The organism is Saccharopolyspora sp. ID03-671, from assembly GCF_045278815.1.
Classification (GTDB): Bacteria; Actinomycetota; Actinomycetes; order Mycobacteriales; family Pseudonocardiaceae; genus Saccharopolyspora; species Saccharopolyspora ipomoeae.
Map to the genome: position 1 here is coordinate 5,203,632 of NZ_CP134054.1, position 13,856 is coordinate 5,217,487.

The following is a 13,856-nucleotide window of genomic DNA, read 5'->3' on the forward strand; positions in this document are numbered from 1 at the left end:
TTCCTGCGGCCTCGGCAGGGAGGGGATTCGTCAGGGTTGTGACTTCGCTCCGTCGAGGGTTACTCGAAGGAGCGGGCGAGGCTCGGGGGCAGGTCGTCGGTGTGGACGATGCCGAGGCGTTGGGTGGCGCGGGTCAGCGCCACGTAGAGGTCGTTGAGGCCGCGGTCGGACTCCTCGGCCACGACCTCCGGCCGCACCAGCAGCACCACGTCGAACTCCAGGCCCTTGGCCTCGTCCACCGTCAGCAGCACCACCGGCGACTCCAGGTCGTCGGGCCGGGTGCCGACCACCGCCTCCGGCAGCGACTCCGCCAGCCGCGACCCGATCTCGGCCAGCAGCTCCGGCGGCATCAGCACCGCCAGGCGACCGTCCGCGACCTCCGCCAGCTCCTCCGAAACCACCTGGGGGAGCTCGGAAACCAGGTCCTCGGGCGCGATCTGCTGCGACCACGGCGGGTTCCCGGTGGTGCGCACCGACTGCGGCGGCTCCAGCTCGGTGTCCATGTCGGACAGGACCTCGGCGGCGACGTCCATGATCTCCGCCGGGGTCCGGTAGTTCACCGTCAGCTCCGCCAGCTTCCAGCGGTCCTGCACGTACGGGCTGAGCACCTCGTCCCACGAGCTCGTACCGCTCAGCGCACCCGTCTGCGCCACGTCGCCGACCAGCGTCATCGACCGGCTCGGGCAGCGCCGCATCAGCACCCGCCACGCCATCTCGGAGAGCTCCTGGGCCTCGTCGACGATGACGTGACCGAACGTCCAGGTGCGGTCCTCGGCCGCCCGCTCGGCGGCCGACAGGTCGCTGCGGGTGCGGAACCGCTCGGCCAGCAGCTCCGCGTCGAGGACGTCGGAGACCCGCAGCCGCTCCTCGTCGGCGATCTCCTCGTCCTGCTCCATGATGTGCAGCACGCCCTGGGCGTAGGCGAGTTCCTCGCGCTCCTGGCGCTCCTGCTCGGCGCGCGCGGCCGCGTCGTCCTCGCCGAGCAGCTCGGCGAGCTCGTCCAGCAGCGGCACGTCGGCGGGCGTCCACGGCTCGCCCGCCCCGCGCAGCAGCGCATCGCGCTCGTCGGCGCCGAGGACCTTGGCGGTGGCGGTGGCCAGGCGCTCCGGTGAGCTCAGCAGCTCGTCCAGCAACCGCTGCGGGGTCATCTCCGGCCACAGGGCGTCGAGCGCGGTGCTCACCGCCGGGTCGGCGCGCAGCTCGGCGTTGATCTCGTCGAGGTCGCGGCGGTCCAGCAGGTCCAGGCCCAGCCGCTCGCCGACCTGCAGCGTCAGCGACCGGTACATCTCGTCCTGGAACACCCGGCGGGCCAGGTTGTGCGGGCGGCGCGTGCGGCGCGCCCGGGTGCGCGCGGCGGTGGCGTCCTTGCGCTTGAGGAACAGCGGTTCGCGGTCGAAGGTGACCTCGACGTGGTCGCGCGGCACCTGCTGCCGGTCGCGGACCGCGGCGGTGAGCACGTCGGTCATGCCCGCCCGGCCCTTGATCTCGGCGGTGCGCGCGGATTCGACCGCGGTGGCGGTGATCCCGGGGTACAGACCGCCCACAGTGGACAGAAGCACGCCGGTCTCGCCCAGCGACGGCAGCACCTGGCCGATGTAGTGCAGGAACGTCGGGTTCGGGCCGACGACGAGCACGCCGCGCTTGGACAGCTGCTCGCGGAACGTGTAGAGCAGGTAGGCCGCGCGGTGCAGCGCCACGGCGGTCTTGCCGGTGCCGGGGCCGCCCTGCACGACCAGCACGCCGTTCATGCCCGCGCGGATGATGCGGTCCTGCTCGGCCTGGATCGTGGAGACGATGTCCTGCATCTGCCCGGTCCGCCGGGCGTCCAGCCGCGCCAGCAGGGTCGCCTCACCGGCAAGGCCCAGGTCGCTGCCCTGCTCGGCGGCGTCCAGGTCGAGGACCTCGTCCTCGTAGTCCAGGACCTTGCGCCAGCTGGTCTTGAGGTGCCTGCGGCGGTGCACGCCGTCCCGCGCGGCGGCCGTGGCCAGGTAGAACGGCCGCGCGGCCGGGGCGCGCCAGTCCAGCAGCAGCGGTTCGTACTCGTTGTCCTCGTCGAAGAGGCCGAGACGGCCGACGCGGAAGGTCTCGCCGCTGTCGAGGTCCAGGCGGCCGAAGCACATGCCGTGCTCGACGGCGCTGAGCTGGGTCAGCTTGTCGGTGTACATGCGGGTGGAGATGTCGCGCTCGGTGCGCGCCTGCGGTGGTCCTCCGCTGTCGCGCAGCGTGGCCTTGAGCCGCTGGGTGGTCTCCGCTCGGAGATCGTCGAGCTTGCCGTACAGCACGTTCAGGTAGCGCTGCTCGGCCGCGATCTCCTCGGCGCGGACGGCTTCCCGATCAACTCGGGCGTCGGACAATGAGCCACCTCAAACCAGGCGCGGACAGAACAACCGGACCCCCAAGGCCCGACCAGCCAATATACCGCGCCCCCGAAGTCGGGGTCCGGCTCGCGCCCAGGAGCGGCCCGTCCGGTGCCGGACGCGATTCCAATGGAAACCGGGCACCCGATTTCAATGGGAATGGGGTTCCCGACTTCCGTTGAGATCCGGTCACCCGGGGCGAGGGTGGGGTGACGGCAGGGAAGAACCCCCGGGTCCGGTGCGGCCCGGGGGTTCTTCGCTGGGGTGCCTAGACGACGGCGGAGAGGAGGAGGATGACGGCGAAGGAGACGACGGAGAGGATCGTCTCCATGGCCGACCAGGTCTTGAGGGTCTGGCCGACCGTCATGCCGAAGTACTCCTTGACCAGCCAGAAGCCGGCGTCGTTGACGTGCGACAGGAACAGCGAGCCGGAGCCGATCGCGAGGGCGACCAGGGCGCCCTGGGTGGGCGGCAGGCCCATGACCAGCGGGGCGACCATGCCGGCGGCCGAGATCGTGGCCACCGTCGCCGAACCCGTCGCGACGCGGATGCCGACCGCGATCAGCCAGCCCAGCACCAGCGGCGACAGGCTCGCCCCGGCGGCCAGGTCGGTGATCACGTCGTTGACGCCCGAGTCGACCAGCGTCTGCTTGAAACCGCCGCCGGCGCCGACGATGAGGATGATCCCGGCGATCGCGGGCAGCGACCCGCCGACGACGTCGGAGAGCCGGTCGCGGGAGAACCGGGCGCCGCGGCCGAGCACCACGATGGCGATCAGCACGGTCAGCATCATCGCCACGACCGGCGTGCCGACGGTGTCGAGGATCGTGTAACCGAGCGTGTCCTCGGTCAGCGTCAGGTCGGCGACCGACTTGCACAGCATCAGCACGACCGGCAGCAGCAGCATCGCCACGGCGGCCACGAAGCTCGGCCGGTGCTGCTGCTCCTCCCGCGCGGGCGTCGAGCCCAGCAGGTGGGTGGCCGGCGGCAGGTCGACGCGCTTGGCGATGAACGACCCCAACACCGGGCCGGCCACGATCGCGGTCGGGATCGCGACGACGATGCCCAGCGCCAGCGTCAGGCCGAGGTCGACGTGCAGCGCGTCGACGGCGGCCAGCGGGCCGGGGTGCGGCGGGACGAGACCGTGCAGGATCGACAGACCGGCCAGGGCCGGGATGCCGACCCGCAGCATCGGCTGCTCGGTCCGGGCGGCGACCATGACCACGACCGGGACCAGCAGGACGACGCCGACCTCGAAGAACATCGGCAGGCCCAGCAGCGCGGCGATGAACACCATCGCCCACGGCAGGGTCTTGCTGGTGGTGCGGCGCATGACGGTCTCGACGACCTGGTCGGCGCCGCCGCTGTCGGTGAGCAGCTTGCCGAGCATCGCGCCGAGCGCGACGAGCAGGCCGACGTCGCCGACGGTCTTGCCGAGGCCTTCGGTGAAGGTGTCCACCAGGTCGGCGAAGGGCATCCCGGCCACCACGCCGAGCGTGGTCGCGCCGAGCGCCAGCGACAGGAAGGGGTGCAGCTTCGCCCAGCTGATCAGCAGCACGATCACGGCGATGCCCGCGACGGCTGCGCTCAGCAGGCGCGTGTCCTGCGCGGTCCAGGTCGCGGCCTGGGCGAGCGGGACGGAGAGGCTGGAAAGCATGAGGGGCTCCTCGTTGAGCAGCTGGTGCGCGCCACAGCCTAAGCATTAAGTCATACTTTTTGGTCATCCTGACCGATTAAGTATGACTGTTACACCCGTCACCCGGGTTCTGGCCCTACTCTCGGGAATCGATCGAACGCGTTTTTCACCGGCGAAGGAGCGTGTGCGGATGGGCGGCGGGTTGCACGGCAAGGTGCTGGAAGTGCTCGGCCAGGAGATCGCCGAGGGCACCCACGCGCCCGGCAACGTGCTGCGCATCGATGAGCTGGAGGACCGGTTCGGGATCTCGCGCAGCGTCGCCCGCGAGGTCGTCCGCACGCTCGCCTCGATCCGGCTCGTCGTGGGGCGCAAGCGGGTCGGGATCGTGGTCCGGCCGCGCGAGGAGTGGAACAGCTTCGACCCGATGCTGATCCGCTGGCGGCTGGCCGCCGACCGCGCCGGCGAGCTCAAGACCCTCGCCGAGCTGCGCACCGCGGTCGAGCCGGTGGCCGCCGCGGTCGCCGCCGACCGCGCCGCCGACGACCACGTCGCCCGGCTGGTCGCGCTGTCCGAGCGGATGGTGGCGACCTCGCGCGCCGGCGACCTGGACGCGTTCATGGACGCCGACGTCGAGTTCCACCGGCTGATCCTGACCGCCTCCGGCAACGAGATGTTCGCCCAGCTCCACGAGGTCGTCGAGGAGCTGCTGCGCTGGCGCGCCGGGCACGGCCTGATGCCGGTACACCCGCGCCCGGTCGCGGTCCGGCTGCACTGCGAGATCGCCGAGTGCATCCGCGCGAGCGACCGCGTCCGCGCCGAGTGGGCCATGCGCGAGCTCGTCGCCGAAGCCCTGGAAGGCACTCTCTCCGGCCTCGATTCCTGAGCCCGCGCAAGAGAATCCCCCGCGGCCTCGGGGGAGGGGCCGCGGGGGATTCAACTGCGGGGTTTTCCCTCGTCGGGGTGGGATCAGTAGCCCTGGTAGCTGCCGCCGGAGCGCAGGCCCGCGATGCCCGGCACCTCGGAGAGCGAGCCGTAGCGGTCGATCGAGTAGCGGGTGGCGGCGATGATGTTGTCGACCGGGTTGTAGATGTCCTGGTGACCAGGCAGCGCGAAGGACTCGAAGGTCGGCTCGATGGTCTGCATCAGACCGATCGACGGGGTGCCGGCCGCGGCGTTGGAGTCCCAGTTGTTGGTGGCGCTGGGGTTGCCGTTCGACTCCTTCATGATGATCGTCCGGATGGCTTCCTGGTCGATCTGGTCGCGCGAGACGCCGTTGGCCTCCATGACCTTGACGGCTTCCTTGATCCAGGCGTCGATCTGGTCCTTCGGCTTCTCCTCCGGCACCGCAGCGGGGGCGGGCTGCGCTGCCGGGGCGGGGACTGCCGCCGGGGCGGGGACTGCGGCCGGAGCGGGGGCAGCTGCCGGGGCGGGGACCTGGGGCTGGACGGCCGGTGCGGGCGCGGGGACGTGCGCCTGCGGGGCCGGGGCGACCAGCGGGGCGATCTCGGCGGCCTGGTGGACGGGCGCGGACTCGGTCTTCACGTCGTCGCCACCTGCGGCGGCGGTGAAGACGCCGAGCACGCCGAACGCTGCGACGGCGGCGCCCACCTGCAGCGAGCGCACCTTGGGGGCGACGCGGTGCGCGCGGTCGGCGCGCTCTCCGAGGAAGGTCGCGCGCAGCCGGCTGCCGAAGGGCACCGTCCTCTCCCAACGGTGCCCACCGGTCTTCCGGTCCTGCGGGGTGTCGGGGGTGATCTGGTCGGGGTTCTTCGTCTCGTCGGGGGTCACGAGGAACCAGACTCCGGAACGGAGAGTTACCCTGCATGGTGGTTTCTACGGGGTCGACTACCTAGATTGAGCCATTTGGGCGCCATCAAGAACGTTTTTGGATACCCGTTGTGATAGTGGGCAAGAACGTTACAGGGCCGGGCTGTCGGCTCCGTCACCTGAACGCTGCCCCGCGACCCATCCCGCGATCTGCGCGCGGGAGGTGAAGTCGAGCTTGGTCAGGATGTTCTGCACGTGACCCTCGACCGTCCGCTGGGCGATCACCAGGTTCTCGGCGATGTCCTTGTTGGTGCGCCCCTCGGCGACCAGGTCGGCGATCTGCCGCTCCCGCCGGGTCAGCGGCATCGGGTGCACGTTGTCCTCCGCGGACTCGGCGGTGGAGCGCCTGCTGTGCCGCTTGATCTCCAGCGCGTAGTCCACGGCGTGCCCCAGCGACATCTCCCGGCCGCGCTCGTAGTGCTCGTCGAACGACTCCGGCCCCAGCGCCGTGCGGATCTGCATCAGGTGCTGGTCGTGGTCGCCCGCGAAGCGCGCCCAGAACCCCGGCGCCGAGCGGACCGCGTCCCACAGCGCCGACGAGGTGCCCAGCAGCCGCGCCGCGCGCTCGAAGCGCTGCTGCCGGTGCGCGATCCACGCCAGGGTGTCCAGGCTGAAGGCGATGCCCAGCCGGTTGTCGAGCTCGCGCTGCAACCGCAGCGCCTCCTTCACCGAGTTCTCCGCGCGATCGGCGCGATCCCGGCGCATCTGCACCTGCGCGGTCGCCCACTGCGCGTAGGAGCGCCAGTACAGCTCGCTGTGCTCGGTGGAGAGCTGGATGCACTCCGCGAGCAGCCGCAGCCCGCCGTCGGCGTCGTCGCCCATGCCCTTGATCAGGCCCAGCGCGTGCAGCGACCACAGCTCACCGGCCAGCACCTCGGTGCGGCGGAACTTCTCCAGCGCCTCGCCGACCAGGTCGACGCCGCGCCGCTGGTCGTCCTGGAAGAACGCGACGAGACCGTGCAGCAGCGTCAGGTAGGCGCGCTCGACCTCGTCGCCGCGCTGGGTGGCCAGCACGGTCGCCCGCTCCAGCTTCGGCATCGCCTTGTCCAGGTGGCCCTGCAGCAGCGAGAACCAGGCGCTGATCCGCAGCGCCCGCGCCCGTTCCGGCAGGTCGCGCGGGGTGTGGTCGAGGACCTCGTCGAGCCAGTGCCGCGCCTCGGTGTTGAGCCCGCGGATGCCCCAGTACTGCCAGAGGTCGGTGACCAGGCGCAACGCCGTCCCGCCGGTCTCCGAGCCCTCGGCGGCGTACCGCAGGGCCGCGCGCAGGTTGTCCTGCTCGTGGCGCAGCCGCTGCACCCAGGCCGCCTGCTCGGGCCCGATCCACTCGGCGGCGAACCGCTCGGCGAGCTCGGCGAAGAACGCGCAGTGCCGGTGGCGGACCTTGCCCGTCTCGCCGTGGTCGGCGAGCTTGGCCAGGCCGTAGTCGCGCAGCGTGTGCGGCAGGCGGTAGCGGACCTCGCCGCCGTCCTCCTCGCGCATCAGCACCGACTTGTCGACCAGCGAGTGCACGGCGGTGAGGATGTCCACGCCCTTGCCCTCGCCGGCGACGCGCTCGGCGGCGGCGAGGTCGAAGCTGCCGGAGAACACCGACATCCGCGCCCAGGCCCGCCGGTCGCGCTCGTCGAGGAGCTCGTAGCTCCAGTCGATCAGCGCGCGCAGCGTCTGCTGGCGCGGGGGAGCGCCGCGGCGGCCCTCGGTGAGCAGGTCGTAGCGCTCGGCGATGCGCTCCTCCAGCTGCTGCAGCGACAGCGACCGCAGCCGGACCGCGGCCAGCTCGATGGCCAGCGGGTTGCCGTCGAGGTGGTGGCACAGGCGCATCAGCGCGCCCGCGTTGCCCTCGGTGACCTCGAACTCCGGCACGGCGGCCTTGGCGCGGTCGACGAACAGCCGGACCGAGGAGAACTGCTCGACGGCCTCGGCGGGTGGCAGGTGGTCCGGGTCGGGCACCTGCATCGGCGGCACGACGACCGTGGACTCGCCGGCCACGCCCAGAGACTGCCTGCTGGTGGCCAGCACGCGCACGCCCGGGCACCAGCGCATCAGGGCGTCGACCAGCAGCGCGACGTCCTCGATGACGTGCTCGCAGTTGTCCAGGACCAGCAGCATCTCGCGGTTCTTGAGCTGGTCGACGATCGTCTCCAGGCTCGCCGCCGAGGACGGTCCGCCGAGGCTGAGCTGCTCGATGACGGCGTCGAGCACCAGCGCGCCGTCGTCGAGGTTCTCCAGCTCGACGAACCACGCCTTGTCCCGGAACGACCGGCGCATGTTGTTGGCGACGCGCACCGCCAGCCGCGTCTTGCCGACGCCGCCGGGCCCGGTGAGGGTGACCACGCGGGCCTCGGCGAACAGCCGCTTGGTGAGGGTGATCTCACGACGCCGGCCGACGAAGCTCGTCACGTCGGCCGGGAGGTTGCCCGCGGACTCGCCCGCGCGGGCGTTGGCAGTGGAGACCACGATTCGAGCTTAGCTCGCGAATCGGCCGCTGACCTGGGATCTTGTTCTCGGGGGTCGCTGTCGCTCGTTCGAGGGGATTTCGAAGATCAGCCGACGGGCGGTAGTCGCGGACTCCACCCGGACGGGGGTTCCGCGGTGGCGATCCGGGTGCGAGGCGCGTCTGCTGGAGCCCTTCCGGAATCGGCGTCGGGTGCCTAAGCTCGACGGTGAATTCAACAAAATGTTTAAGCGAGTGGGGAGCTGGAGTTGAGCGAGCCGTCGTACTTCGCGCCTGCCGGTGGGCTGCCGCCGCAGACCGATCTGCTCACCGACCGGGCGATCGTGACCGAGGCCTACACCGTGATCCCGCGCGGCGTCCTGCGCGACATCGTCACCAGCAACTTCCCCGGCTGGCACGGCACCCGCGCCTGGATCCTGGCCAAACCCGTCACCGGCTTCGCCACCACCTTCGCCCAGAACATCGTCGAGGTCGCCCCCGGCGGCGGCAGCGAGAACCCCGAACCCGAAACCGGCGTCGAATCCGTCGTGTTCCTCATGACCGGACACCTCCGGCTCACCATCGACGGCGTCAGCCACGACCTCGAACCCGGCGGCTACGCCTACCTCGCCCCCGGCACCACCTGGTCGCTGACCAACCCCGGCGCGGAAGCGGCCACCTTCAACTGGGTCCGCAAACCCTACGAACACGCCCCCGGCATCACCCCGCCCACCTCGTTCGTCACCCGCGAACAGGACATCACCCCCACCCCCATGCCCGACACCGACGGCCGCTGGGCCACCACCCGCTTCGTCGACCCCGACGACCTCGCCCACGACATGCACGTCAACATCGTCACCTTCGAACCCGGCGGCACCATCCCCTTCGCCGAAACCCACGTCATGGAACACGGCCTCTACGTCCTGCAGGGCAAAGCCGTCTACCGCCTCAACAACGACTGGGTCGAAGTCCAAGAAGGCGACTACATGTGGCTCCGCCCCTTCTGCCCCCAAGCCTGCTACGCAGGCGGCCCCGGCCCCTTCCGCTACCTCCTCTACAAAGACGTCAACCGCCAGATCCGCCTCACCTGAGCACCCAGAGACGGGGACAGTTTTCATGAAAACCTCACCCCACCAAGAACGGGGCAGTTTTCATGAAAACTGTCCCACCCACACCCACCCAACCCCAGTGAACTGCAAAAATAGAGTCCACGTCAGGGCCTGGTCACCGTCTCACGTCCTGAGGGGAGGGAAGTTGTCATGAAAACTTCCCCACCCCCTGGGGCCCGGGGGACGAGGTTTTCGTGGGGTCTCGGGTGGGGACGATCTAGGGTCGGGGTGTGCGGTTCGAGGGTTTTGGTGACGGGGCGGTCGAGTTCTTCGAGGGGCTCCAGGCGGACAACTCGAAGGCCTACTGGGCGGACAACCGGGAGCTCTACCAGGAGCACGTCCGGGCGCCGATGGAGGCGCTGCTGGCCGAGCTGGAGCCCGAGTTCGGGCCCGGCTTCGGCAAGGGCAAGGTGTTCCGGCCGTTCCGGGACGTGCGATTCGCCCGCGACAAGTCGCCGTACAAGACGCACTGCGGCGCCGTCATCGAGCAGGGGCGCGGCGGCGGCGCCTACTACGTGCAGGTCGGCCCGGAGGGGATGCTCGTCGCTGGCGGCTGCTTCCACTCCGAGTCCGACCAGCTCGCCCGCTTCCGGACCGCGGTGGACACCGAGGTCCACGGCGAGCGGCTGCGGAAGCTGCTCGACGACCTGGCCGACCAGGGCTGGGAGATCACCGGAACCGCGCTGCAGACCCGGCCTCGCGGCTTCGACGCCGACCACCCCAGGCTCGACCTGCTCCGGCACAAGACGCTCTACGCGGCGCGCTCCTGGGAACCCGACGACGCCCTGCACGAGCGCACCTGCCTGCAGCGGGTCCGCGAGTCCTGGGAAGCGGTCCGCGAGCTCAACCAGTGGTGCGCGGACCACATCGGCGTCACCGAGAAGAAGCGGCGGTGAACCGCACGGCCGCCCAGCCGATGAGCGCGCCCGCGATGTCCACGAGCGCGTCGAGGGCTTCGCAGCTGCGCCCGATCGGCAGCGCGCCCTGCAGCAGTTCCGAGAGCACCGCGTAGGCGGCCAGTGACGGCAGCAGCCAGGCGGTGCGGGCACCGGCGATCCGCGCGGTGATCGCCAGCGCGGCGAAAAGGGTGAAATGCACCACTTTGTCGGTGCCGGGCGGTGCGCTGGGCACACCCGATTCGGGGGTGAACAGCACCGCCCAGCTCACGAGCACCGCGATCAGGAGCGGAAGTCGTCTGAGCTGCTTTCTGTAATGATCCAGCAACGAAATACCCGATCAGGAAAGTGGAGCGTGGCTGAGTGCTGCACCGAGGTGATGAAGGACTACGCTGGCATGATGTGAGTCGACGAGCCAAGATCGTTTGTACCATGGGCCCCGCCACCTCCACTCCGGAGAAGATGGCCGAGCTCGTCAGCAGCGGAATGGACGTCGCCCGGCTGAACTTCAGCCACGGCAGCCACGCCGACCACCAGCAGGTCTACGACATGGTCCGGGCCGCGGCCAAGGAATCCGGCCGCGCCGTGGGCATCCTAGGAGACCTGCAGGGACCGAAGATCCGGCTCGGGAAGTTCGCAGCCGGACCGGTCGAGTGGCGCACCGGCGACGTCGTGCGCATCACGGTCGAAGACGTGCAGGGCACGCACGACCGGGTGTCCACCACCTACAAGGGCCTGGCCGAGGACGCCAAGAAGGGCGACCGGCTGCTGGTCGACGACGGCAAGGTCGCGATGGTCGTGACCGCCGTCGAGGACAACGACGTCGTGTGCGAGGTGACCGAGGGCGGTCCCGTCTCCGACAACAAGGGGATCTCCCTGCCGGGCATGGACGTCTCCGTGCCCGCCCTGTCCGAGAAGGACATCGAGGACCTGGAGTTCGCCCTGGAGCTGGGCGTGGACTTCATCGCGCTGTCGTTCGTGCGCAGCCCCGCCGACATCGACCTGGTGCACCAGGTGATGGACCGCGTCGGCCGCCGCGCGCCGGTCATCGCGAAGCTGGAGAAGCCCGAGGCGGTGGACAACCTCGAAGCCATCGTGCTGGCCTTCGACGGCGTCATGGTCGCCCGCGGTGACCTCGGCGTGGAGCTCCCGCTCGAACACGTCCCGCTGGTCCAGAAGAAGGCGATCCGGATCGCGCGGGAGAACGCCAAGCCGGTCATCGTGGCCACCCAGATGCTGGACTCGATGATCCAGAACTCGCGCCCCACCCGGGCCGAGACCTCCGACGTCGCCAACGCCGTCCTCGACGGCGCCGACGCGGTGATGCTCTCCGGCGAGACCAGCGTCGGTCGCTATCCGATCGAGACCGTGCAGACCATGGCCCGCATCGTCGAGGCCGTCGAGTCCGGTTCGCCGACCCCGCCGCCGCTGAGCCACGTCCCGCGCACCAAGCGCGGCGTGATCTCCTACGCGGCGCGCGACATCGGCGAGCGCCTCAACGCCAAGGCCCTGGTGGCCTTCACGCAGTCCGGCGACACCGTGCGACGCCTCGCGCGCCTGCACACCCGGCTGCCGCTGCTGGCGTTCACCCCCGAGGAGTCGGTGCGGAGTCAGCTCGCTCTCACTTGGGGGACGGAGACGTTCTTGGTCCCTAAGGTGGACACAACGGACCAGATGGTGCGGCAGGTCGACCAGGCGATGTTGTCGCTGGGCAAGTCGCAGCGCGGCGACATGGTCGTCGTCGTCGCCGGTTCGCCCCCGGGCACGGTCGGTTCGACCAACCTCATCCGCGTGCACCGGCTGGGAGAAGAAGACCACGTCTGATCGGCCTTCGGACGGGAGCCACCAGCTCCCGTCCGGCCGGTCGGGCGCACGAACCTAGGAGCGCGCAGTGACCGAAGCGGCCAGGGCCGCAGCAGCCGACCCGACCGGTACCCACCTGCTGGGCGAGGTGCCGCTCGACGTCAACGGCATGCCGCACGGCCAACCAGTGCTGGACAGCCTGGTGGCTCTGCTGGACCTGGAGCGCATCGAGGAGAACATCTTCCGCGGGGTCAGCCCCGCGACCTCGACCATCCGCGTGTTCGGCGGCCAGGTCGCCGGTCAGGCGCTGGTCGCGGCCGGTCGCACGGTGCCGGAGGAGCGGCGGGTGCACTCGCTGCACGCGTACTTCATCCGGCCCGGCGACCCGAGCATCCCGATCGTCTACGAGGTCGACCGCACCCGCGACGGCCGCTCGTTCACCACCCGCCGGGTGGTGGCGCTGCAGCGCGGGAAGACGATCTTCTCGCTGTCGGCGTCGTTCCAGGTCGACGAGGACGGCATCGACCACGCCGAGCCGATGCCCGACGTGCCCGACCCCGAGTCGCTGCCGACGTTCGGCGAGCGCATCGGCGAGGTGCTGCCCAAGCTCGGCCCGGCCCAGCCGCGGCCGATCGACGTCCGCTACGTGACCGAGCCGCCGTGGGTGAGCCGCGAGAACGGCCCGCGCGAGGCCCGCAACCAGGTGTGGATGCGCGCCGACGGCGTCCTGGCCGTGCCGGACGACGACCTGCTGCACGTCTGCATCGCGGCCTTCGCCTCCGACATGACCCTGCTGGACGCGCCGCTCGCGCGGCACGGCGTCTACTGGGGCCTGGACAACGTGGTCGGCGCGAGCCTGGACCACGCGATGTGGTTCCACCGCCGCTTCCGCGCCGACGAGTGGTTCCTCTACGACTGCGCCTCGCCGAGCGCCTCCGGCGGTCGCGGCCTCGCCACCGGCCGCTTCTTCGCCCAGGACGGCACCCTCGTCGCCACGGTCGTCCAAGAAGGACTCCTCCGGGTCAACGACTGACCCTCCTCCGCGCACCCTCCTCGCGTCGGGTGCCCCCTCCGCTTTCGACGTGGTGGTGGGGAAGTTTTCATGAAAACTTCCCCACCACCACATCGAAAACCGGATTTCCTCAGGCGTGGGAAGGGTGTTCTCCCGAGGGATTTTCGGTTTCGTGGGGGCGCAGTTTTCATGAAAACTTCCCCTCGTCAGGTGCGCCTGCGGCGCTTGGGGCGGAGGTGCTTCGGGGGCGTGAGGGCCCTGGTGTGGAGCTGTTCGAGGACGATGGAGCTGGTGAAGTTCCGGACCTCGGTGCGGGCCGCGAGCCGGTCGACGAGGAACTCCTGCAGGTGCGCCGTGTCGGCGACCGCCACGTGCAGCAGGAAGTCGGCCTGGCCGCTGACGTGCAGCAGCGACCGGGTCTCCGGCTGGGCCATGACGAACTCGCGGAACTGATCGACGATCGGGCGCGTGTGCGGCCGGACGTTGACCGCCACCACCGCCTCCAGCGCCAGCCCCGTGGCGGCCGGGTCGACGTCGATGTGCGACCCGGTGATGACTCCCTGTTCCCGCAGCCTGCGGACGCGCTGCAGGCAGCTCGACGGTGCCAGCCCGACTCGGTCGGCGAGGGTGCGGTTCGGCAGGGTCGCGTCGTTCTGCAACTCCTCCAGAATGCGCCAGTCGACCGAATCCAGTTCGACGGATTCGCTCATGACCGAACATCTTACGTCCGAGCTCGAAAACCGGCGAACTATCGGCGGAGGATGCGCGCATCCACCTCCCCGACG

Annotated in this window: 11 protein-coding genes; 5 read left to right on the forward strand and 6 right to left on the reverse strand. The window is 70.4% G+C overall.

Annotated elements, in window-relative coordinates; all coding sequences use genetic code 11:
• Window positions 1-59: 59 nt before the first annotated feature.
• Together REH65_RS24140 and REH65_RS24145 are read right to left on the reverse strand one after the other, a co-directional pair.
• Window positions 60-2,354, reverse strand: a complete 2,295-nt coding sequence (locus tag REH65_RS24140; protein WP_406689194.1) for a HelD family protein — start codon at window positions 2,352-2,354, stop codon at window positions 60-62.
• A gap of 271 nt (window positions 2,355-2,625) precedes the next feature.
• Complete coding sequence (locus REH65_RS24145) at window positions 2,626-4,014, reverse strand: gluconate:H+ symporter (RefSeq protein WP_406689195.1); 1,389 nt, start codon at window positions 4,012-4,014, stop codon at window positions 2,626-2,628.
• A 169-nt stretch (window positions 4,015-4,183) separates the two neighbouring features.
• On the opposite strand from REH65_RS24145, the gene REH65_RS24150 reads away from it, so the two are divergent.
• Window positions 4,184-4,876: a FadR/GntR family transcriptional regulator gene (locus tag REH65_RS24150; RefSeq protein WP_406689196.1), complete on the forward strand. Its 693-nt coding sequence runs from the start codon at window positions 4,184-4,186 to the stop codon at window positions 4,874-4,876.
• Between the two features lie 83 nt (window positions 4,877-4,959).
• Here REH65_RS24150 and REH65_RS24155 read toward each other — a convergent pair whose 3' ends face one another.
• Entirely contained in the window at window positions 4,960-5,781 is an 822-nt protein-coding gene (locus REH65_RS24155; protein ID WP_406689197.1) for a transglycosylase SLT domain-containing protein, read from the reverse strand.
• A gap of 129 nt (window positions 5,782-5,910) precedes the next feature.
• Entirely contained in the window at window positions 5,911-8,274 is a 2,364-nt protein-coding gene (locus REH65_RS24160; RefSeq protein WP_406689198.1) for an ATP-binding protein, read from the reverse strand.
• 246 nt (window positions 8,275-8,520) lie between these two features.
• Between REH65_RS24160 and REH65_RS24165 the strand changes: the two genes are divergently transcribed.
• Together REH65_RS24165 and REH65_RS24170 are read left to right on the forward strand one after the other, a co-directional pair.
• Window positions 8,521-9,342, forward strand: coding sequence for a bifunctional allantoicase/(S)-ureidoglycine aminohydrolase (locus REH65_RS24165; RefSeq protein WP_406689199.1), 822 nt, complete (start codon window positions 8,521-8,523; stop codon window positions 9,340-9,342).
• A 248-nt stretch (window positions 9,343-9,590) separates the two neighbouring features.
• A complete protein-coding gene (locus tag REH65_RS24170; RefSeq protein ID WP_406689200.1) occupies window positions 9,591-10,256 on the forward strand; it encodes a DUF2461 domain-containing protein in 666 nt (221 codons plus the stop codon).
• Here REH65_RS24170 and REH65_RS24175 read toward each other — a convergent pair.
• The gene (locus tag REH65_RS24175) at window positions 10,234-10,584 is read right to left on the reverse strand and encodes a VanZ family protein (protein ID WP_406689201.1); all 351 of its coding nucleotides are present in this window, start codon (window positions 10,582-10,584) and stop codon (window positions 10,234-10,236) included. The two genes, REH65_RS24170 and REH65_RS24175, sit on opposite strands and share 23 nt — an antisense overlap.
• Before the next feature lie 74 nt (window positions 10,585-10,658).
• On the opposite strand from REH65_RS24175, the gene pyk reads away from it, so the two are divergent.
• Together pyk and REH65_RS24185 are read left to right on the forward strand one after the other, a co-directional pair.
• Entirely contained in the window at window positions 10,659-12,080 is a 1,422-nt protein-coding gene (pyk, locus tag REH65_RS24180; protein WP_281459031.1) for a pyruvate kinase, read from the forward strand.
• Between the two features lie 67 nt (window positions 12,081-12,147).
• The gene (locus REH65_RS24185) at window positions 12,148-13,092 is read left to right on the forward strand and encodes an acyl-CoA thioesterase II (RefSeq protein ID WP_281459030.1); all 945 of its coding nucleotides are present in this window, start codon (window positions 12,148-12,150) and stop codon (window positions 13,090-13,092) included.
• A 185-nt stretch (window positions 13,093-13,277) separates the two neighbouring features.
• Here REH65_RS24185 and REH65_RS24190 read toward each other — a convergent pair whose 3' ends face one another.
• Window positions 13,278-13,781 carry an Lrp/AsnC family transcriptional regulator gene (locus tag REH65_RS24190; protein WP_281459029.1) on the reverse strand — a complete coding sequence of 168 codons (504 nt, stop codon included), beginning with the start codon at window positions 13,779-13,781 and terminating at the stop codon, window positions 13,278-13,280.
• Window positions 13,782-13,856: the final 75 nt, after the last annotated feature.

What these genes read in the sequence shown, in the direction of transcription:
- REH65_RS24145 (WP_406689195.1), bottom strand. Translation starts at nt 4,014, where the DNA reads ATGCTTTCCAGCCTCTCCGTCCCGCTCGCCCAGGCCGCGACCTGGACC.
- REH65_RS24150 (WP_406689196.1), top strand. Translation starts at nt 4,184, where the DNA reads ATGGGCGGCGGGTTGCACGGCAAGGTGCTGGAAGTGCTCGGCCAGGAG.
- REH65_RS24190 (WP_281459029.1), bottom strand. Translation starts at nt 13,781, where the DNA reads ATGAGCGAATCCGTCGAACTGGATTCGGTCGACTGGCGCATTCTGGAG.